Origin of the sequence: Arthrobacter sp. MAHUQ-56, from assembly GCF_019710585.1 — a bacterium.
Lineage (GTDB): Bacteria > Actinomycetota > Actinomycetes > Actinomycetales > Micrococcaceae > Arthrobacter.
In genome coordinates this window covers 288,422-307,482 of the sequence record NZ_JAIFZQ010000008.1, presented here as the reverse complement: position 1 = coordinate 307,482, position 19,061 = coordinate 288,422, and the positions used below count along the sequence as shown (strand labels likewise).

17 protein-coding genes are annotated in these 19,061 nt (G+C 66.2%); 6 read left to right on the top strand and 11 right to left on the bottom strand.

Annotation, left to right across the window (positions count from 1 at the left end; translation table 11 throughout):
• Positions 1-72 precede the first annotated feature (72 nt).
• Positions 73-1,452: an MFS transporter gene (locus K4G53_RS05575; protein ID WP_221384495.1), complete on the bottom strand. Its 1,380-nt coding sequence runs from the start codon at positions 1,450-1,452 to the stop codon at positions 73-75.
• A gap of 357 nt (positions 1,453-1,809) precedes the next feature.
• Between K4G53_RS05575 and K4G53_RS05570 the strand changes: the two genes are divergently transcribed.
• Both K4G53_RS05570 and K4G53_RS05565 read left to right on the top strand, forming a co-directional pair.
• Positions 1,810-2,862, top strand: a complete 1,053-nt coding sequence (locus K4G53_RS05570; protein WP_221384494.1) for a TerC family protein — start codon at positions 1,810-1,812, stop codon at positions 2,860-2,862.
• Positions 2,863-2,944: 82 nt separating this feature from the next.
• On the top strand, positions 2,945-3,202 hold the full coding sequence (locus tag K4G53_RS05565) for a DUF3072 domain-containing protein (protein ID WP_221384493.1): 258 nt from the start codon (positions 2,945-2,947) through the stop codon (positions 3,200-3,202).
• Between the two features lie 14 nt (positions 3,203-3,216).
• On the opposite strand, the gene K4G53_RS05560 is transcribed toward K4G53_RS05565, so the two are convergent.
• Positions 3,217-3,420, bottom strand: a complete 204-nt coding sequence (locus K4G53_RS05560; RefSeq protein ID WP_221384492.1) for a hypothetical protein — start codon at positions 3,418-3,420, stop codon at positions 3,217-3,219.
• Between the two features lie 304 nt (positions 3,421-3,724).
• On the opposite strand from K4G53_RS05560, the gene K4G53_RS05555 reads away from it, so the two are divergent.
• Positions 3,725-5,068 (top strand): glycosyltransferase family 87 protein, encoded by a 1,344-nt coding sequence (locus tag K4G53_RS05555; protein WP_308287828.1) that lies wholly within the window; start codon positions 3,725-3,727, stop codon positions 5,066-5,068.
• A 28-nt stretch (positions 5,069-5,096) separates the two neighbouring features.
• Complete coding sequence (locus K4G53_RS05550; protein ID WP_221384491.1) at positions 5,097-6,353, top strand: glycosyltransferase 87 family protein; 1,257 nt, start codon at positions 5,097-5,099, stop codon at positions 6,351-6,353.
• Here K4G53_RS05550 and mptB read toward each other — a convergent pair.
• Positions 6,350-7,987, bottom strand: a complete 1,638-nt coding sequence (gene mptB / locus K4G53_RS05545; RefSeq protein ID WP_221384490.1) for a polyprenol phosphomannose-dependent alpha 1,6 mannosyltransferase MptB — start codon at positions 7,985-7,987, stop codon at positions 6,350-6,352. The two genes, K4G53_RS05550 and mptB, sit on opposite strands and share 4 nt — an antisense overlap.
• A 281-nt stretch (positions 7,988-8,268) precedes the next feature.
• On the opposite strand from mptB, the gene K4G53_RS05540 reads away from it, so the two are divergent.
• Complete coding sequence (locus tag K4G53_RS05540) at positions 8,269-9,768, top strand: SulP family inorganic anion transporter (RefSeq protein ID WP_221384489.1); 1,500 nt, start codon at positions 8,269-8,271, stop codon at positions 9,766-9,768.
• Between the two features lie 60 nt (positions 9,769-9,828).
• Here the strand turns inward: K4G53_RS05540 and K4G53_RS05535 are convergent, their stop codons facing one another.
• From K4G53_RS05535 to K4G53_RS05515, 5 genes are all read right to left on the bottom strand, one after another.
• A complete protein-coding gene (locus K4G53_RS05535) occupies positions 9,829-10,950 on the bottom strand; it encodes an FAD-binding oxidoreductase (RefSeq protein ID WP_221384488.1) in 1,122 nt (373 codons plus the stop codon).
• 79 nt (positions 10,951-11,029) lie between these two features.
• Entirely contained in the window at positions 11,030-12,073 is a 1,044-nt protein-coding gene (locus K4G53_RS05530) for a Gfo/Idh/MocA family oxidoreductase (RefSeq protein ID WP_221384487.1), read from the bottom strand.
• A complete protein-coding gene (locus K4G53_RS05525; protein ID WP_308287827.1) occupies positions 12,073-12,852 on the bottom strand; it encodes an amino acid ABC transporter ATP-binding protein in 780 nt (259 codons plus the stop codon). The genes K4G53_RS05530 and K4G53_RS05525 overlap by 1 nt, the downstream gene beginning before the upstream one ends.
• The gene (locus K4G53_RS05520) at positions 12,849-13,637 is read right to left on the bottom strand and encodes an amino acid ABC transporter permease (RefSeq protein WP_221384486.1); all 789 of its coding nucleotides are present in this window, start codon (positions 13,635-13,637) and stop codon (positions 12,849-12,851) included. Before K4G53_RS05520 ends, K4G53_RS05525 begins: the two co-directional genes overlap by 4 nt.
• A gap of 103 nt (positions 13,638-13,740) precedes the next feature.
• On the bottom strand, positions 13,741-14,598 hold the full coding sequence (locus K4G53_RS05515) for an ABC transporter substrate-binding protein (RefSeq protein WP_221384485.1): 858 nt from the start codon (positions 14,596-14,598) through the stop codon (positions 13,741-13,743).
• 173 nt (positions 14,599-14,771) lie between these two features.
• On the opposite strand from K4G53_RS05515, the gene K4G53_RS05510 reads away from it, so the two are divergent.
• On the top strand, positions 14,772-15,881 hold the full coding sequence (locus K4G53_RS05510) for a LacI family DNA-binding transcriptional regulator (protein WP_221384484.1): 1,110 nt from the start codon (positions 14,772-14,774) through the stop codon (positions 15,879-15,881).
• 20 nt (positions 15,882-15,901) lie between these two features.
• Here K4G53_RS05510 and K4G53_RS05505 read toward each other — a convergent pair whose 3' ends face one another.
• From K4G53_RS05505 to K4G53_RS05495, 3 genes are read right to left on the bottom strand one after another with little or no spacing between them, the layout of a single operon-like run.
• Positions 15,902-16,492, bottom strand: coding sequence for a polysaccharide deacetylase family protein (locus tag K4G53_RS05505; RefSeq protein WP_221384764.1), 591 nt, complete (start codon positions 16,490-16,492; stop codon positions 15,902-15,904).
• 56 nt (positions 16,493-16,548) lie between these two features.
• Positions 16,549-17,772, bottom strand: coding sequence for a mandelate racemase/muconate lactonizing enzyme family protein (locus K4G53_RS05500; protein ID WP_221384483.1), 1,224 nt, complete (start codon positions 17,770-17,772; stop codon positions 16,549-16,551).
• A gap of 47 nt (positions 17,773-17,819) precedes the next feature.
• Positions 17,820-18,863, bottom strand: coding sequence for a LacI family DNA-binding transcriptional regulator (locus tag K4G53_RS05495; protein ID WP_221384482.1), 1,044 nt, complete (start codon positions 18,861-18,863; stop codon positions 17,820-17,822).
• Positions 18,864-19,061 lie beyond the last annotated feature (198 nt).

Sequence of the window (19,061 nt, the reverse complement as noted above, 5' to 3'; positions counted from 1 at the left end):
CCGCGGGTGCAGCGGCACGCAAAGGGAGGGTCAGCGGTTCAAGTCTGAACTGCTGACCCTCCCTTTGTGTCTCTATTGGAGTCCGCGCTGGGCGCCGGTCCGCGCCTTCTGCAGCTCGAGGTCCTCCAGCGACTTGCCCCTGGTGTCCGGGGATGTCAGGGTGGCCACCGCGGAGACGAGGCAGATGCCGAGCGTCGCCAGGCCGATGGTCATTGGAACGTTGGTGGAGCCCGGAGGTGCGATCGCGGTAAAGATACTCGGGAAGAACGACGCGATCATCAGCCCGATGTTCTGCGACACGGCGAAGCCGGTCACCCGGATCCGCATGGGGAACTGCTCCTGGAAGAAGGTGGCGAAGGTGGCGTTCCACATCTGGAAGAAGATGCCCTGCACCACCACGACGCAGGCGAAGACGAGCGGCAGGCTTCCCTGCTCGATGGCCCACAGGTACCCGCCCACCAGCAGGCCGCCTACGACGCCACCGCCAGCCATGAGCGTGCGCCGGCCGATCCTGTCGGACAGTGCCCCAAACAGGGGGATGGTCACGACGGCCGCGATATTGGCCACCAGGGTCACCCAGAGGAACTCACTGCTGGAGAAGCCGTTGCCGTAGCCCTTCTGGGTGGCGTAGGAGACGCCGAAGATCAGGGTGGCCATGCCGATCACGTTGGTGAAGGTCATGAGGATGCACCGGACCAGGACTCCGGGGCGGGTGCGCAGGAGGTCCACGAGCGGGAAGCGGCGGGTGGTATCGGCGGTTCCGGACTGCGCCACGTAGGCAGGCGGTTCCTGCACCCGGCGCCGGATGAAATACCCGGCCAGGATCACGGCCGCGCTGAGCAGGAACGGGATGCGCCAGCCCCAGGCGCCGAACTGCTCGGCCGGGAGTACGGCAGCGAGCGGCAGCAGGACGGCAGTGGCAAGGATCGAGCCCACCTGGGTGCCCTGCAGGCTGAAGCTCGCAAAGAAGCCGCGCCGGGCGTCGGGAGAGTGCTCGACGATCATGGCGCTGGCCCCGCCGAGCTCGCCGGCAACGGCGAAGCCCTGGATCAGGCGGAGGATCACCAGGAGTGCGGGGGCGAGAATGCCCACCTGCCCGTAGGTGGGCAGGAGCCCGACTGCGAAGGTGGCAAAGCCCATGAGGAGCATGGCGAACACGAGCACCTTCTTGCGCCCGTGCCGGTCGCCGTAGGCACCCAGGACGACGGCGCCGACCGGCCGGGAGACATAGCCGACGGCGTAGGTGGCCAGGGAGGCGATGATTCCGACTGTCGGATTCTCGGACGGGAAGAAGATTGCGGGAAAGATCAGCGTCGCGGCCAGCGAATACAGCGCGAAGTCGTAGTACTCGAGGGCGCTGCCGATCCAGCCGCTCATCGCAGCCTTCCTCGGATCCCGCGAACCGGTGCCGGCTTCCTGGCTGGCCGGGACGCGGGTTGTGGTGGTGCTCATGTGCTTGTGTCCTTCGTCTTCATTGGCAAGGAACCGGAACCGCTGGATTCAGCAAGTGTTCCTGGCTGTGTCTGCGCCCCATGTGGCCCGGGAGGCCTGGAGCCTCAGCTCTTGAATCGATTCACTAAATATAGAAGGTGATGTGCGTTACGTCAACGGCAAGCGCTATCCCGCAAATTTTTGCCCCTTTCCCACTCCCCACGGCACGGAAGATTCTGTACCCTATTGATACGGAGGGGAGTATCCCCACTCCAGCCCATCGTCAGTACGGAGGCCCCTGAGCCTTCCGGTGGGCGGGCCAGTCGATGGCCGGGAGAGACCTCCAGTTGGTAGTCACTGACTGGAAGCAGGTGCCCCTTGAACGTTCCCCTTTGGATGTGGTTCGCAGTCATCGGATTCATCCTCCTGATGCTCGCCGTCGACCTTGTCGCCCACCGGCGCGCACACGTCATCACCGTCCGCGAGGCCGCAGCATGGTCCGCAGTCTGGGTGCTGTTCGGAGTCGCTTTCGGCGGCCTTGTCTGGATCCTCTATGGCGCTGAATTCGGGCAGCAGTATTTCGCCGGATACCTTATCGAGAAGTCGCTCGCCGTGGACAACGTCTTTGTCTGGGCCATCATCTTCACGTTCTTTGCCGTCCCCCGCGAGTACCAGCACAGGGTCCTCTTCTTCGGCGTGCTGGGGGCGCTGGTGTTCCGCGGCCTGTTCATCGCGGCCGGTGCGGCCATCATCGCCAGCGCCGGCTGGGTCCTGTACCTGTTCGCGGCGTTCCTGCTGTTCACCGGGTACCGGATGCTCAGGCAGCGGGACGAGCACATCGACCCGGCGAAATCACGGGCCTTGCAGCTGTTCCGGCGCCACGTTCCCATGACGGACGCTTTCCACGGCCAGCGTTTCCTCATCCGGAAGAACGGCGCACTGCTGGCCACTCCCCTGCTGGCGGTCCTGGTGCTGGTGGAGGTCACGGACATCATCTTTGCCGTCGACTCGATTCCGGCCATCTTCGCCGTCACGGACGAGGTCTTCCTGGTCTTCACCGCCAACGCGTTCGCGATCCTCGGACTGCGCGCGATGTATTTCCTGCTGGCTGACCTCATCCACCGCTTCGTGTACTTGAAAGCCGGCCTGGCGCTGGTGCTGATCTGGGTCGGCGTAAAGATGGCGCTGAAGATTGACGTCTACTACATCCCGACGCCGGTTTCCCTCGCCGTGATCACGACAATCCTGGGTATTTCCATTGGGGCGAGCCTTCTCGCCACGCGGCGCACTGGCAGCCGCCCCGAGCCGCCGGCGCCCGCAGTTCCGCCGTTCCGGAATGCCACCGCAGAGGAACTTGAGTCGCTGCAGCCCCTGTGGCGCAGGGCGGGCAGCCACGACGGGCTGCCGCCCGCAGAGAAGTCCATGAAGTGAGGCCCGGGCTGTCCGGGTGGGCGCGTCCGCGCCTGCCCGGACAGCTCTGCGGAATGTCGGAGGTCCGTCCTAGACTCGTGGGATGAGCGACAGCGACCAGGAAACACTCGGCAGCCCTACCCCTGAGCCGGACGCAGGGCTCAACCGCGACCCGGAAGACTGGGTGACCGGTGATGAACCGATGACGGCGGCACAGCGCAGCTACCTCGACACGCTGGCCCGGGAGGCAGGGGAGGAGCTTCCCGCGGACCTCAGCAAGGCTGAGGCATCAAAGCACATCGACCGGCTGCAACAGCGCAGCGGACGTGTGTCCGGGGAAGGCGACGGCTCCGGCAGTTAGGCCCGGAGCAGGGCCTACCAGGCCTGGTGTTCGCGGGTGAGGCCGAAGGGCACAGCGTCGCTGAGGTCCACCGTGAACTCGTTCGCGCCGTGGCGGGTCACCAGGATGCCGTGGCGCTTGCTGATCAGGGCGTGGGCCTTGGCGGCGGAGACGGCGGCCTCAAGCTCGCTGTCCATGCTCTGGCGGTCGGACACGGTAAGGGTCAGCGGAAAATTCATGGGTCTTGCCTTGTTTCTTTCAGGGGTTAGGTGGGCAGTACGCCGCCACGCGCTCCCCCTGGCTGCTTAGGCGGTGAGGCACCTTGGTGCCTCGGACCATGGTGCCTGAGCATTTAACGGCCAGCAACTTTAGATAAAAACCGCAGGTCAGCGCACGGGGAGACCTTTTTGTCCTGACAATTACTGGCGGGAAGGTGCCGTCAATTAGAGTTGAACGGGAGCGGAAGCCGGTTTTTCAGGGCCTCCAAAGCCCCCAAGACCCGCCTTCGCGGCATGACCCAAGCCATTTGCGCGCCCGCTGACTGTGCAACGACCTGACAAGGATTCCGCCATCTCCACCGACGCTTTCTTCGGCAATCTGACCCGGATCCGCAACGTCATCCTCCCGGCCAAGGTGCGTGCCGCACTGAACACCGGACGCGGCCTGCTGGGCGGCTTCATCGTGGTGCACCTCGTCTTCCTTATCTTTGCCGCGTCGCTCTCCCTGCGCGGGGAGGCCTTCAGCGACACCTTCATCTACCGCGACTGGGCCATGGCCGGCTTCAACGACGCCAACCTGCGGGGCGGCCCCAGTCCCTGGGTCTACCCCATCCTGGCGCTGATCCCGATGGCCATCGCCGGTCTTGGCGGTCCGGGGCCGTTCTTCTTCCTCTGGGTCCTCATGACCACCCTCCTCAACGGCTGGGCGCTGCTGAAGCTGACAGAACGCGGCCGGAATGCCAGCGCCATCCCCGCCGGCTGGTGGTGGCTTGCGTTCACCTTCCTGATGGGCTGGCTGGGATTCGCCCGCGTGGACGGCCTGACCGCCCCGCTGGTCCTGGTGGCCCTGGCCTACGGCGTGGGACGCCCCTTCATCGCCTCCGTGCTGCTGGCCATCGGCACGTGGGTGAAGGTCTGGCCTGCGGCCATCATGCTGGCCCTCTTCGCCGTCGTAAAGAACCGGCTGCTGGTGGTGCTGGCAGGAATCGCGACGACGGCGGGCGTCGTCGCGCTGGCAGCGGCACTGGGCAGCGTCCCCAAACTGCTGAACTTCCTCACCCAGCAGGGCGACCGCGGGATGCAGCTCGAAGCGACCTTCACCACCCCCTGGCTCTGGCTTTCCGTCCTGAACGTGGGCGGCTCCCGCATGTACATGAACACCGACATCAACTCCATGCAGGTGGACGGGCCCGGCACCGCCACCATGTCCGTCCTGATGCAGCCGCTGCTGGTCCTGGCCGCCCTCCTGGTGGCCGGGCTGACCTTCTGGGCCCTCCACAACGGCAAGCAGCACAAGGTGGCCGGCGGCGTGGACCGCACCGAGCTGCTCCTGGCCGGCGCCCTGACCCTGGCCACCGCCTTTGTGGTGTTCAACAAGGTCGGCTCCCCCCAGTTCATGGTGTGGCTTGGCCCCGCCGTCGCAGTGGGCCTGGCGCACAGCTGGCGCGAATGGCGCGTACCGGCGCTGATGCTGATCGCCATCGCCGTGGCCACGTACTTCATCTACCCCCTCTTCTACGACGCCCTCAGCCACAACAACCCCTGGATGGCGCTGGTGCTGACTATCCGCAACGTCCTGCTGGTGGTGTTGTTCCTGTGGAGCGTCCGGCGCCTGTACTCGCTGGGCAAGAAGACCGCCGCACCTGCCCCTGCGCTCAAGGAGTCCTAAGATTTCCACGAGGTTCTTTGACCGCCTGGTGACGGTCCGCACCAAACTCCTCCCGGCAAAAGTGGTGGACTGGTTTGCCCGCCCGTCCAGCGTGTGGTGGGGCTTCGCCGTCGTCCATCTGTACTTCCTGGGCTGGATGGCCTCCTTCTTCCTGAACGGCGACACGTTCAGCGACACCGAGCAGTACCGGCAGTGGGCCATGGCCGGCTACAACCCGGCGGACCTGACCGGCAAGATCAGCCCCTGGGTCTACCCGGTGCTGGCCCAAATCCCGATCTTCCTCGCGAATATCGCCGGACCAAGCCTGTACCTGCTGGTGTGGTTTCTGATCATTACGGCGCTCAACGCCGTCGGCCTGCTCTACCTGACCCGTGGGCCGCGGAAGGTGGCGGGCATTGCCCCGGCTTGGTGGTGGCTGTTCTTCACGGTCTTCATGGGCTACCTCAGCTTTGCCCGGGTGGAGGGCATCACCGCCCCCATCGTGCTGATCGCGCTGCTGTACGCGGCCGAGCGGCCCGTGGTGGCCGGCACCCTGCTGAGCATCGCCACTTGGATCAAGGTGTGGCCCGCCGCGGTCCTGGTGCCCATCGTCATTGCCAGCCACAGGCGGATCCAGGTGGTGCTCGCCGGCGCGGCCGTCACCGCCGTCGTGGCCCTGGGCACGTGGCTGTCCGGCGGCCTGCCGCACATCATGGACTTCCTGCTGAACCAGGGCGAGCGGGGGATGCAGCTCGAAGCCACGTTCTCCACCCCCTGGGTGTGGCTGAGCGTGTTCCACATCGCCGGCTCGAAGATGGCGGACAACACGGCCATCAACTCCACCGAGGTCTACGGGCCCGGGGCCGGCACCGCGGCGTTCCTCATGCAGCCGCTGCTGGTCCTCGCCGCCGTGGTTGCCGCCATCCTGCTGTTCCGGGCGATGCGCCGCGGTGCCGAGCGCGAGGAACTCTTCCTCGAAGGTGCGCTGATGATGGTCACCGCGTTCATCGTGTTCAACAAGGTGGGCTCGCCGCAGTTCATCATCTGGCTCGCGCCGGTGATCATTGCAGGCCTCACGCACGACTGGGAACGCTGGAAGGTCCCGGCGGCCCTGCTCATGGGCATCGCGGTGACCACGTTCGTGATCTACCCGCTGTTCTACACCCCGCTGATCCACGCCCACCCGGTCATGGCCGCCATCCTCACCACGCGCAATGTCCTGCTGGTGGTGCTGCTCTGGTGGTCGGTGAAGCGGACGGCGGAGCTGGGCCGGAAGGCGCCGGCGCAGGTGCCGGCGGGAGCCTAGCGGCTTTCGGAGCGGTCGACGGCGGACCGTGCGGCATCAGCGCGGCGCGCCGCATCTGCCCGGCGGGCTGCGGTGTGTTCCGCTGCCCAGCGCCAGCCCCGGCGGGCCAGGTCCAGCGGCTTGCCCTCGATGAGCAGCTTGCGCGTGTGCACGTCCAGGACCAGAAGGTAGAACGTGAAGGCCAGGGCGGTGAAGAACGCCAGGGAAGACGCGTCCACGGGCAGTTCCACGAAGGACCAGACGGAGAGCTGGTCCTGGGCTCCGAACACCACGAAGAACGTCACGCCCACGTACAGCGACCGGATCTGCCAGTCATCCCGGATCCCGGTCACGGCCAGGAACGGCAGGAACCACAGGATGTACCAGGGCTGGATGATGGGTGAAAGCATCACGACGGCGGTGAACGCCAACGCCATGCGGCGCACCACGCGGGAGTAGTCGCCGCGGAACATCAGCAGCAGCACCAGCCCGATGGCAGTCCACTTCATGCCGGTCCGCAGCCACGTGGCAAGGGTCCCGCCGGGCAGGCCCAGGGCGTTGGCCAGGACCTCCACCTGCTGGCCCAGGAACCCTGAGGGCGAATAGCCCGTGTAGCCGGGGGTCGGGTCCATGATCGCCCAGGTCCAGCCCATGCCCAGGTTGTACGGCACTCCGCTGAGCGCCAGGACGCCAAAGCTGATTCCCGCCGTCGCACCCCACATCAGGAACCTGCGCAGCCAGGAGGCCGAGGGGCCCGCCCACATGAGGCCGATGAACGGCAGCAGCAGCACGGTGATGGGTTTGATGCCGATGGACGCCGTGACCAGGAGGATGCCGAGCAGGTGGCGGCGCGTGGCGGCGAGGTAGACGCCGGCGACGGCGAGGCCCACCATGAGTGCGTCGTTGTGCGCGCTGGCGATGAAGCTGATGAGGAACAGCGGGTTGGCCACGGAGATCCACAGTGCCCGTGCGCCGTTGATGCCGTGCAGTTCCGCCAGCTTGGGGATATAGATGACGCAGAGGAGGACGCCGATTCCGGCCAGGAGGCGGAACAGCAGTACGGAGGCGTCGGGCTGGGCGCCGGTGATCCCGACCACCGCCCGAGCCAGCCAGAGGAAGTACGGCCCGTACGGCGTCCTCGCCTCGGCCCAGGCGGGGTCGGCGCCCAGCGAGAACCAGTTGCTGAGGGTGGAGATGCCCACGTGGTACGGGTCCTGGCCCTCCATCACCAGCCGGCCCTGGCCTGTGTAGGCATAGACATCGCGGGAGAAGACGGGGACGCAGAACACGAGCGGCAGGGACCAGGCGGAAATGGCGACCACCACGTTGCGCAGCGACGACGCTCCCCAGTCCCCCAGCCGCTGGCCAAGACGCAGCCAGGAACGGATGAGCAGCATGGCGCCTGCCGTCAGCAGGACGGTGGACACGGCCACGCCCCAGCCTTCGGTGCGGAGCGCGATCACTACCGGCTGGCGGATCATGGGCGAGCCGTTGGCGATCCAGCCGGTTCCGATGGAGCCGATGAACATCATCAGGGAGCCGATGAAACCTTCGATGACGGCAACGTAGGCGCGGCGCTTGCCGGTTCCGGAGGGTTGTCCCGGCACGCCGGCCTGGCTCTCCGAAGTCCCGAGGTGTGACCCGCCTGCCGTCATGATGTTCGTCTGGTCCCCTACGTTGATACGGCGCTGGCTGGACCAGCACCCGGCCGCCCTGCGCAACCCGGCCATTTTATCAGCCGGCTTTCCAGCTGCCGGGGTCAGCGGCCGGCACGATGCCGCGTCAGGGTAGTGTTGCCTGTGCAAGCAGGGGTCTCCGCTGCATTCTTTCTCCACCCAATTGCCTTCCATGGCAGGGCTGGACCCGTGCGCATCGTGGCGCGCAATCACCTTGCCCACCGCTCTTCCCGCCAGAGCCAAGTCCCTGGAGCCGCTCCATGGCCGTCGCCGACCGTTCCCGCCCCGTCCGGCAGCCCATCACCGTCCTGACCGCACTGCGCTCTCCCCGGCAGCTTTCCCGCGAGGTCTTCGCCGGGCTGGTGACCACCCTCGCCCTGGTCCCGGAAGTCATTTCGTTCTCGATCGTGGCCGGGGTGGATCCGATGGTGAGCCTTGTCGCCTCCATCGTGCTGGCCCTGGCGATGTCGGTCCTTGGCGGACGGCCGGGCGTGGTGACTGCCGCCGCCGGCTCCGTGGCCCTCGTCATCGCCCCGCTCGTGCACGAACACGGCGTGGAGTATGTCCTGCCTACGGTGCTCCTTGCCGGCGTGATCCAGGTGGTTTTCGGGTGTGCCGGCCTTGCCCGCCTCATGCGGTTTATCCCGCGCTCGGTGATGATCGGGTTCGTCAACGCCCTGGGCGTGCTGATCTTCGTGGCGCAGGTGCCGCACGTGCTCAACGTCCCCTGGCTCGCCTACGCCCTGTTCGCTGCCACGCTGGCGATCATCTTCATCCTGCCGCGCTTCACCAGGGTGGTTCCGTCGCCGCTGGTTGCGATCGTCGTCGTCACGGCCATCACCATCATCGCCGGGCTGTCCGTTCCCAACGTCGCGGATGAGGGCCCGCTGACGGGCAGGATGCCTGGCATCACCCCGTTCCTGGTTCCGCTTGACCCCGCCACCTTCCAGCTGATCCTGCCCACCGCGCTGAGCGTGGCGTTCGTCGGCCTCATGGAAACGCTCCTGACGGCCAAACTCGTGGACGACATCACCGACACGCCGTCCCACAAGGGCCGCGAGTCCTGGGCCCTGGGAGTCTCGAACATCTTCGCCGGCTTCTACGGCGGCATCGCCGGCTGCGCCATGATCGGCCAGACCGTCCTCAACGTGAAGACCGGCCAGGCCCGCACCCGCCTTTCGACGGTCGTGGCCGGGCTGTTCCTGCTGGTCCTGGTGACGGGGCTCAGCTCGATCATGGGCCAGATCCCCATGGTGGCCCTGGCCGCGGTCATGATGGTGGTCGCCGTGACCACCGTCGACTGGCACAGCGTGAAGCCGTCCACCCTGAAGCGGATGCCCCTGCCGGAGACGCTCGTCATGGCCGTCACGGTCGCCGTCGTGGTCCTCACGGGAAACCTCGCCTACGGAGTCCTGGTCGGCGTCGTCCTCGCGATGGTGCTGTTCGCACGCCGGGTGGCGCATGTGATCACCGTTGACCGGACCCTGGCAGCCGACGGTGAAAGCGTGCGCTACCAGGTGGTGGGGCCGCTGTTCTTCGGAAGCAGCAACGACCTCGTGGAGCATTTCGCGTACGCTGACGACCCCCGCTCGGTGACGATCGACCTCAGCCGCGCCCAGATCTGGGACGCCTCAACGGTCGCTGCCCTCGACTCCATCGAAACGAAATACGGAAGCCACGGGGCTACGGTGAGCATCGAAGGCCTCGACGAGCGCAGCACCGGCTTCCACCGCCGGCTCACCGGTCACCTGGGCGCCTAAGGGACGGGCGGCACGTTAAAGGCGGGACCGGAGTGCGCGGTCCCGCCTTTACCGTGCGGGCTAGGAGAAGCGCCCGGGCCGGAAGGTGGCCAGCATGGGGTGCTTCCTGCCGGTCAGGATCTCGCCGGCAAGGAGTTCGCCGGCGATGAGGCCCAGGGTGGCGCCGGAGTGCGTGAAGGCAACGAAGCAACCGGGCACCTGGCCCAGCTCGCCCAGGACCGGCTCGCCGTCGCCGGGGATCGGCTTGTAGCCCATCTTCCAGGAGGCCGGCTTGAGTTCCGGGTTGCCGGCCACCAGCTTGGAAGCCTCGTCCGCCAGTTCCTGCACCACCTCGTCCGGGATGCTGAAGGAGCCGTCCGCGTGCTCGGTGATGTGCTCCTCATACCAGTCGTGGTCCAGTGCGAACGTGCCGCCCGGGTTGGGCCGGAGCGCGGCGCGCGGCGTGTTCATCACCGCCGTCACGTCATGCTGCACCTGCTTGGTCACCACCAGCATGGACACGGGGGAACCATTGGGGATGCGTACACCCAGGGGCTCGACGACGGCGGGCGTCGCTGCGCCGCAGGCCACCAGGACGGCGTCGGCCGGGTAGGTTCCGCCGGACGCGGTCTCCACGCCCGCCGTGCGGCCGCCCTCCACCATGACGGAGGCCTTTCCGGCGTTGAGCACGAGTTCGCCGCCGCGGGCGTGGAACTCCTCCATCAGGAAGTCGATCAGGTCCGGCAGGCTGACCCAGCCTTCGCCCGGGTTGAAGATGGCGTTCTCCGGGACGGCGCTGGAATCAATGCCGGGGGTGGCTGAGGTGATGTCTTCAGGGGCAAGCAGCCTGGAGTCATAGCCAATCGACTTTTCAAAGGCGTGCCGTGCCTTGGTGGCTTCACTTTGGCCCGCGGCGTTCCACATGAGGCCGCCGCCGAACTGGAGCCATTCCCGGCTGGGATCGGAGGCGAAGAGCGTGCGGTAGCGGTCCACGCCTGCAACCCGGAGCTGGTGGTACGGGGCGGACCGCTCACCTGCCGAGTTGAGCCAGGACAGCGAGCGCCCGCTGGCTTCGCTGGCCAGGCCGCGCTCAGTCAGCAGGATCACGGAGGCTCCCTCGCGGAGCAGGTGCACGGCGGTGGAAACGCCCAGGATGCCGCCGCCGATGACGGCGACACGCTTGGCAGGTGCTGCAGAGGACATGGTTCGTCTCTTTCTCTGGAAGATGGGTGGGTTCGGGCGCAAACGGTGCGTCCTTGGGAAAAAGATCCCGGGCGGGGCGTCAGGCCAGGGCGTGGATGCCTTCGATGACCTTCAGCACCTCGAGCGGCCCGGCGGGGTCGACGGGCAGCGGGCCGCTCCCGCGGAGGGCGGCGGCCAGCTGCACGTAGAACTTCGGGTAGTCGCCGCGTTCGGCGGGTACGGGCGCAGTGCTGCCGTCCACTCCCAGGAGCCCCCAACGCTCCTGGGAGTCCACGCCGTACGCAGGGTCCGACGGCGGTATCCCGGCTGCGAGGGCAGGTTCCTGGCCGTCCAGTCCCCACTTGGTGTACCCGGCCTCGGAGCCGAGGACGTGGAAGCGCGGGCCCACCTGGGCGGCCATCCCGTTCATCCACAGCCGGGAGCGGACACCCGACTCGTGCAGCAGTGACACGAACGCCTCGGTGTCGGCCGCGTCCGGGTGGGGACCGCGGTTGGCCGTCTCGCCGTAGCTCCGTTCCACCGGGCCGAACAGCTGGATGGCCTGGTCGATCAGGTGGGCACCAAGGTCATTGAGGATGCCACCGCCTTCGGCGAGGGACACCGTATCCCGCCAGTTGCCGAAGCCTTCCGGCCGCCACCATTCGAACCGCGATTCGAAGCTCCGGACGTCCCCGAGGGCACCGGAGGCCAGGACTTTTTGGAGGGTCAGGAAGTCGGCATCCCACCGGCGGTTCTGGAACACCGTGAGCTGCACCCCGCCGTCGGACGCCCTGCTGACCAGCTCCTCGCCCAGGGCGGTTGTGGGCACGAAAGGCTTGTCCACCACCACGTGCAGGCCGTGGGCGATGGCAGTGGCCGCAAGCCCGTAGTGGGTGTGGGGCGGGGTGCCGAGGATGACCAGGTCGAGGTCCCCGGCGAGGGCGAAAAGTTCCTCAGGGGTCCCGACAATCCGTGCCTGCGGGTAGAGCCGTGCCGCCTCCGCGGCGCGCTCGGGCCGGGCCGTGACGATCACGTCCAGCGAGAACTCCGGGTTGGCGGCGATCAGCGGCGCGTGGAAGACCTTGCCGGAGATCCCAAAGCCGACGACGGCGGTCCGGAGGGGTGCGGCTGCGACGGTTCCCATCAGAGCACCTCGGAGAGGAAGCGCTGGAGGCGTTCGCTGCGGGGGTTGTCGAAGAGTTGGGCGGGGGTGCCGGCTTCGACGACTTCGCCTTCGTCCATGAAGACCACCTGGTCGGCGACTTTGCGGGCGAAGCCCATCTCGTGCGTGACCACCACCATGGTCATGCCGCGCGCACCGAGGCCTGCCATGAGGTTCAGGACGCCTTTGACCAACTCGGGGTCCAGGGCGCTGGTGGCCTCGTCGAAGAGCATCACTTCCGGCTCCATGGCCAGTGCCCGGGCGATGGCGACGCGTTGCTGCTGGCCGCCGGACAGGTCGCGGGGGCGGTGGTCGGCGCGTTCGGCTAGTCCTACCTCGGCCAGGCGTTGGCGCGCCTTGTCCATGGCCTGGGCCTTGGGCATTCCCTTGACGCTCCAGAGTGCCAGGGCGACGTTTTCTTCGGCGGTGTGGTCGGGGAAGAGGTTGAAATGCTGGAAGACCATGCCAATCCGGGTCCGCAGGGTGTCCGGGTTGGCGCCCAGGGTGCTTTCGCCGGCCAGAAGCACGTCGCCGCTTTGAGGTTCGTGCAGCCGGTTGATGCCGCGGAGCAGGGTGGACTTGCCGGATCCCGAGGGGCCGATGATGCAGGTGGTGGTACCCGGTGCCACGGTAAGGCTCACGTTGCGCAGTACCTTGATGTCGCCGTAGGCCATGGTGAGGTTGCGCAGTTCCAGGCTTGAGCCGTGGAACGTCTTTTGGTCCGGGCTGGTGGTGTTCGTGGTGGTGGCTGGCGTGTTCATGTGTTGCTCCCGGTGGTCAGCGGCGAGGCCGCGTCCAGTTCCTTGACTTCCTTCAGGCCGCTGGTGGGCGGTGCGGGGCGGCGGCGGCCGGTGCGGAACTTGTTGTCGAAGTGGTTCACGAGATGGGTCAGCGGGACGGTGATCACCAGGTAAAGGACGCCGGCGGCCACCAGGGGCGAGAGGTTGCCGGAGAGGACGGCGGCGTCCTGGCCAACGCGGAAAAGTTCGCGTTCCGTGACCAGCAGGCCCAGGAAGTAGACCAGCGAGGAGTCCTTGACGATGGCGATGAACTGGTTCACCAGGGCCGGAAGCACCCGGCGGACACCCTGCGGCACCACCACCAGCGCCATGGACTTGGCGTAGCTCATGCCCAGCGCACGGCAGGCTTCGCCCTGGCCCTTGTCCACGCTGAGGATGCCGGCGCGGAAGATTTCGCCGATGTAGGCGCTGGCGATCAGGCTCAGGGCGATGATCCCCAGCGGGTAGGGCGACGGGCCGAAGATTGACTGGCTGAGGCGGGCGAAGCCCTGGCCGATCAGCAGGATGGTGAGGATGGCGGGCAGGCCGCGGAAGAGGTCGGTGTAGATGCGGGCCGGTACCCGCAGCCATTTGGACGGGGAGATGCCCATGACGGCCACCACCATACCGAGCACCGTGCCAAGGACGGTGGCGGCGATGGAGATGATAAGCGTGTTCAGCAGGCCGACCGCCAGGAGTTGGGGCAGGACCTCGGCCATCGCGCCGAAGTCGAAGAAGGTACGGATGATGGTGTTGAGCCAGTCCATGGTTGCTCTCAGACGTTGTGGGTTATGGAGTGCCGGGCGGGCCCGCAGTGCAGCCCGCCCGGCTTTGCGCCCGAAGGTTTACGTGCCGGGCTTACTTGCCGGCTTACTTGCTCGGCGCGGGCGAGGCCGTCTGCTCGGCCTTGGGCAGGTAGTGCTCAGGCATCGGGGAGCCCGGGAACCACTTCTGGTAGAGCTTCTTCCACGTGCCGTCCTCCATGGCTGCGGCGAGTCCCTTGTTCAGGGCTTCCCTGAACGCGGTCTTGCCCTTGGCAACAGCGAAGCCGGCGGGTGCGTCGAAGGACGGGATGTCCGCGGCGCTGACCAGGCCGTGCTGCTCCTCATAGGCCTTGGCTGCCTCGTAGTCGAGGAAGTGGGCGTCAACTGTTCCACTGTTGACCGCCGCGATGGCGGTGTTGTTGTCCGGGAAGCGGACCAGGCTGGCGGACGTGAAGTTCTTCACCGCGTAGGCCTCCTGGAGGGTGCCCTGGACGACGCCCAGGCGCTTTCCGGCCAGCCCGTCGGCGCTCGTGATGCCCGAGGTCTTGGTGGTGATGACCGTCAGGTACCCCGCGAGGTAGCCGTCCGAGAAGTCCACGGTTTCCTTGCGCTTGTCCGTGATGCCGATCGCCGCGACGCCGGCGTCGAACTGTCCGTTGGCAACTGCCGCAAGGAGACCTGAGAAGTCCTGGCCGGTGAAGACGACATTGTCCACGCCGGCCCGGTGGGCCACGTCCTTGAAGAGTTCGACGTCGAAGCCGGTGAAGTTACCCGAGGCGTCGGCGAAGGTGTACGGCTTGGAGTCACCGAGGCTGGCCACCCGGATGGTGCCCGGCTGGATTAGGCCGTACGGGTTGTTTTCCGTGGTGAAGGCCGCGGAGGTTGAGCTGCAGCCCGAAAGCGCCAGTACGGCGGCCAGTGCTGCCGCGGCAATTCCTGCCGGGCGGAGATTCTTTTTCTTCACAGCGTTGTCCAATCGTTGGTGGGGAGGCGGTGCTGTCAGGGCCGCCGAAGAAAGTCGCCGATGTTCTTGTTGAGTCCGGTCTCACCCCGTAGGATTGAGACCGGACTCACATCGATGGATAGGAATGTAGCGGAAGTCACAGGGGCCGTCAACAACCCCTTCGAAAGGTGAAGATGAAGGCTGAAGGAGCGAGGCGGCGGGACGTAACCGTTGCCGACGTCGCAAAGGCTGCCCGGGTCTCCAAGGCGCAGGCCGCACGCGCGCTCGGCAATTACGGCGCCGTCAGCGATGACGTGCGTGAGCGCGTCCTTGCCGCGGCGGAGGAGCTTTCGTACCGGCCCAATGAGCTTGCCCGGAGCATGAATACCGGGAAGTCGCACACCATCGGCGTCGTGGTGGGCGATATCGAAAACCCGCACTTCGGGCTTGCCACACGCGGGATCACCGACACGGCAAAGAAGGCCGGCTACAACGTCATCCTGGTCAATACCGACGAGGACCGTGCTGCGGAGGTGGACGCCGTCCGGGTCCTGTTGGACAAGCGCGTGGACGGGCTCATCGTGGCCCCGGCGTCATCCGTGGACACCGGACACCTCCAGGAGGTGCACCGGTCGGGACGGCCCTTGGTCTTCATCGACCGCACCGCCGGGGACATGCCGGTGGAGACCATGGCCGTTGACATGGCAAGGATTTCGCGGGAAGCGACCCAGTACCTGCTCGACGCCGGACACCGGCGGATCGCCTTTATTTCGACGTTGCGGACGGACGCTCCGTATACGCCGGGGATGACCCTCGAGTCATCCCAGATAGCCGACCGCATTGAGGGAATGCGGCAAGCGTTCCTGGAGTCCGGGCTGCCCTTCCCGGAGGACCTTGTCAGGCTGAACGCCGGCGACGAGGACTCCATCCGCAGCATCACCCGTGAAGTGCTCCGCGGCCCGGACCAGGCCACTGCCGTGGTGGCTTCAGACGGCCTGATCGCCCTCAGCGTGGTGGAGGCAATCCAGGAGCTCGGCCTGTCCATCCCAGCGGATGTTTCATTCCTGATGTACGACGACTTCGCCTGGACCAGGCTCACCACCCCGCCCCTTACCGTCATCGCGCAGCCCGTCTACAACATGGGCGTGGCCGCGGCCAAGGCACTGATCCGGCAAATGGAAGGGCAGCCACCTGCCGCCCCCGCACAGTTCACGGCCACCTTGGTGCGGCGCGGGTCGGTGGGGCCGTGCCGGGAAGCGGCAGAGGATCCACTGAGCCGGAGGGCCGGAGCCAGGCTCAGTTGACCACCGGGCCCTGGTGGGGCCTAACCGCGGCGGGCAGGCCTGTCAAAGCGCCACCCCTCGGACTTTAGCTCCGGAATGATCTGGTCAACCGCCTCTATGGTCTGTGTCCGGTCCCCGCCGCCGTCGTGAAGCAGGACAACTCCCCCAGGGGTGATGCCTTCCCGCAGGCGGCGGACCAGCTCCGCAGTTCCCGGCGGTTCCCAGTCGCCGATCGCCGTGGCCCAGCCGAGGGGTTGCATGCCCATCGCGGCCGCTACCTCAGGCGTCCGGCCCCAGCTGCCGTATGGCGCCCGGAAGTAATTAATGTCAGCACCCGGGACGGCGTCGCGGACGACCGCGCTGGTTTCCTCAAGATCCGCCCTGATGGCCTCGGTGTTCCAGAGGCCCATGTCGTCGTGATGCATGGTGTGGTTGCAGAGCGTGTGGCCCTGGTCGGCAATCATGCGGACAATTTCCGGGTGCTGCTTTACATGGTCCCCCCAAAGGCAAAAGGTGGCTTTGACGTGGTGCTTCTGCAGAACAGCCAGGAGCTTGGGCGTGTTGACCGGGTCGGGGCCGTCATCAAAGGTCAGGCTCAAGTACTTGCCCTCATGCCTGGTGGAATCAACGATCGCGGGTGTTGCTGTCTTCCGCTACCGATGCTCGAGCGGCGAATCCGCCCGCCAAGTCAGCGCAAAGGACTTGCCGTCCCGTGACCCGCCGCCGGGTTTGCCGTCACAGGCTCAAGGTTGAAGTAGGACCGCGCATCCGGCGGCCGGATGTCGGCAACCGCGTCATTGAAGATCCGCATGGGGTGCGGAGTGTAGGGATGCTCCGCTATGGCCTCGAAGTCGAGTTCGATGCCCAGGCCGACGCCTTCGGGGATAAGAATGTCGCCCTCCTCCGTCAGCTGGAGCCGTTCGCTGGAGATCTCACTGCGCCAAGGCACGTCCGTTGCCATGATCTCCAGGTACCGGAAGTTCGGCAGCGCAGCGCCCAACTGTAGAGTTGCCGCCGTACTGAGTGGCCCACTCGGGTTGTGCGGTGCGAACGGGACGTAATGGGCCCCGGCAAGCGTGGAGATGAACGAAAGTTCCAGCAGGCCGCCGGCGTGCGTGACATCGGGTTGGATGTAGTCCACTGCCTTGCCTGCCAGGGCGGGAATGAAGGTGTTCCGTCCCATCCAGCGCTCTCCCGCGGCGATCGCAACAGGGGATTTGGAACGGACCTCAATAAGCGCATCAAGGCTGTCCGGCGGGCAGGGTTCTTCGAAAAATACCGGCTGGAACTGTTCGATCCCGCGGGCTACCCGGATGGCGGTGGGGACGTCGAACCGGCCATGCCCTTCGATGAAGAGCTCCACATCGTCTCCCACGGCCTCCCGCACAGCGGCCACGGGCTCAAGCATGCGCCGAAGGTCACCTGGCCCCAAAGTAAGGTCTGCCGCCTCGAACGGATCCCATTTCAGTCCGCGGAAGCCTTGTGCAACTGTATGTACCGCTGCCTCGGCAAATTCATCAGGCGTCTTTGCTCCGGAGAACCAGCCGTTGGCGTAGGCGCGGACCCTGTCCCGAACCTGTCCACCGAGCATCCGATGGACAGGCACGCCCAGAGCGCGGGCCGAAACATCCCACATCGCCATCTCAAGTGCACTAAGCGCTGTCGACGACACGGGCCCACCCCGCCAGTAGGCATCCCTGTTCAGTTCGTAGATCGTTTGACTGATCCTCGTGGGATCCTTGCCGCGGACGGCGTCTGCGAGCACGGCAACGGCGCCGCGCACCGCGTGTTCCTGGCCCTCGAGGGTGGCCTCAGCAACGCCGGTAAGGCCCGAGTCGGTACTCAGCCGGACGAAAACGAGGTTCGTTCTGTAGAAGTCGACGACCACGGTGTCGAGGTTCGTGATTTTCATGCGTTGACGTCTCTCTTTGATGGCACGGCCACCGCCAAACGGAAAGTTCAGCCAGCCGGCGGGGCGGTGGATTCGCGGACGATCACCTGCGTGGCCAGCTCAACGCGGTGGGAATCGAGGACTTCCCCCCGAGCCTGCCGCAGCAGTGACCTCAGGGCAGCCCGCCCCATCTCCTCCAGCGGCTGGGCGACTGAACTCAGGGAGGGGACCGACTGTTCACCCTGGCTTGTGCCGTCAAAACCAATCAGGCTGATGTCTTCGGGAATCCGGATCCCGTGGCGCCGTGCTTCGCTGAGGACACCCAAGGCAATCGTGTCGCTGCCGGCGAAGATGGCCGTGGGGAGGCGGTCAAGCTTTAGCAGCTCCCTGAACCCGTTGACCCCGCTCTCGGTCCGGAACCGGCCACCGGACACGATGTACTGCGGGTCCACCTTGATGCCCTGGGCCATAAGCGCGGCCATGTACCCGTGAAGCCGGGCCTGGTTGCATTCAGAGCCCTCGATGCCGCCGATGTAGGCGATACGGCGGTGGCCAAGCCCCAGCAGGTGTTCGGTCGCCGCCTTGCCGCCGGCCCAGTTGGTGGCGCCCACACTGACGACGTCGGCGGACGGGGGATTGAGCGGATCAATGACGACGACGGGAATCTGGCGTCGGCGGAAAGCATGCAGTTGCGCTTCGCTGAAGGCCGACGTGACCACGATCATCCCCGTCCGGCCCTCTTCCATCATCCTCTGGGCGCGGCGTTCCGGGCTGCGCCGGCCGGGGACGGACTGGCCGGTCACGCTGACAAGGATTTCGACGTCGGCAGCGGCGGCGGACTGCAGGATGCCGTTGAGGACCTCGATGGTGTAGGCGGAGTCCAGGACATCGATGACTACCTCAACCACAGTTCCGTTTTCGGCAGCGGCCCGTCGCTGAAGAGGTGACTGATAACCCGCCTGCTCCAACACCGCCAGGATCCGGGCCCGTGTTTCCGGGGCGACGTCGTCACGGCCGTTCACCACTTTCGAGACCGTCGGCGCCGAAACCCCCGCCTGCCTGGCGACACTGGCGAGCGTTGGTTTGGTTCGCTCCGGCGATTTTGTCGTCATCAGTTCGCAATCTTTCGAAGTTCGAGGAAGCTCCATTGTGCAGAACCCGGGCATGTCCGGTCAAGGAAAGCCCAGAAAGCCGCGCGAGCTGCAAAATATCCTCTACGATCCCCTTGACCGCAGGCCTTTTTGGGGTTTTAGTTTACAGCGTGACTTAAATCACTGTTCGAAATGTTTCGAACTAAGGGTCGGAGCTGT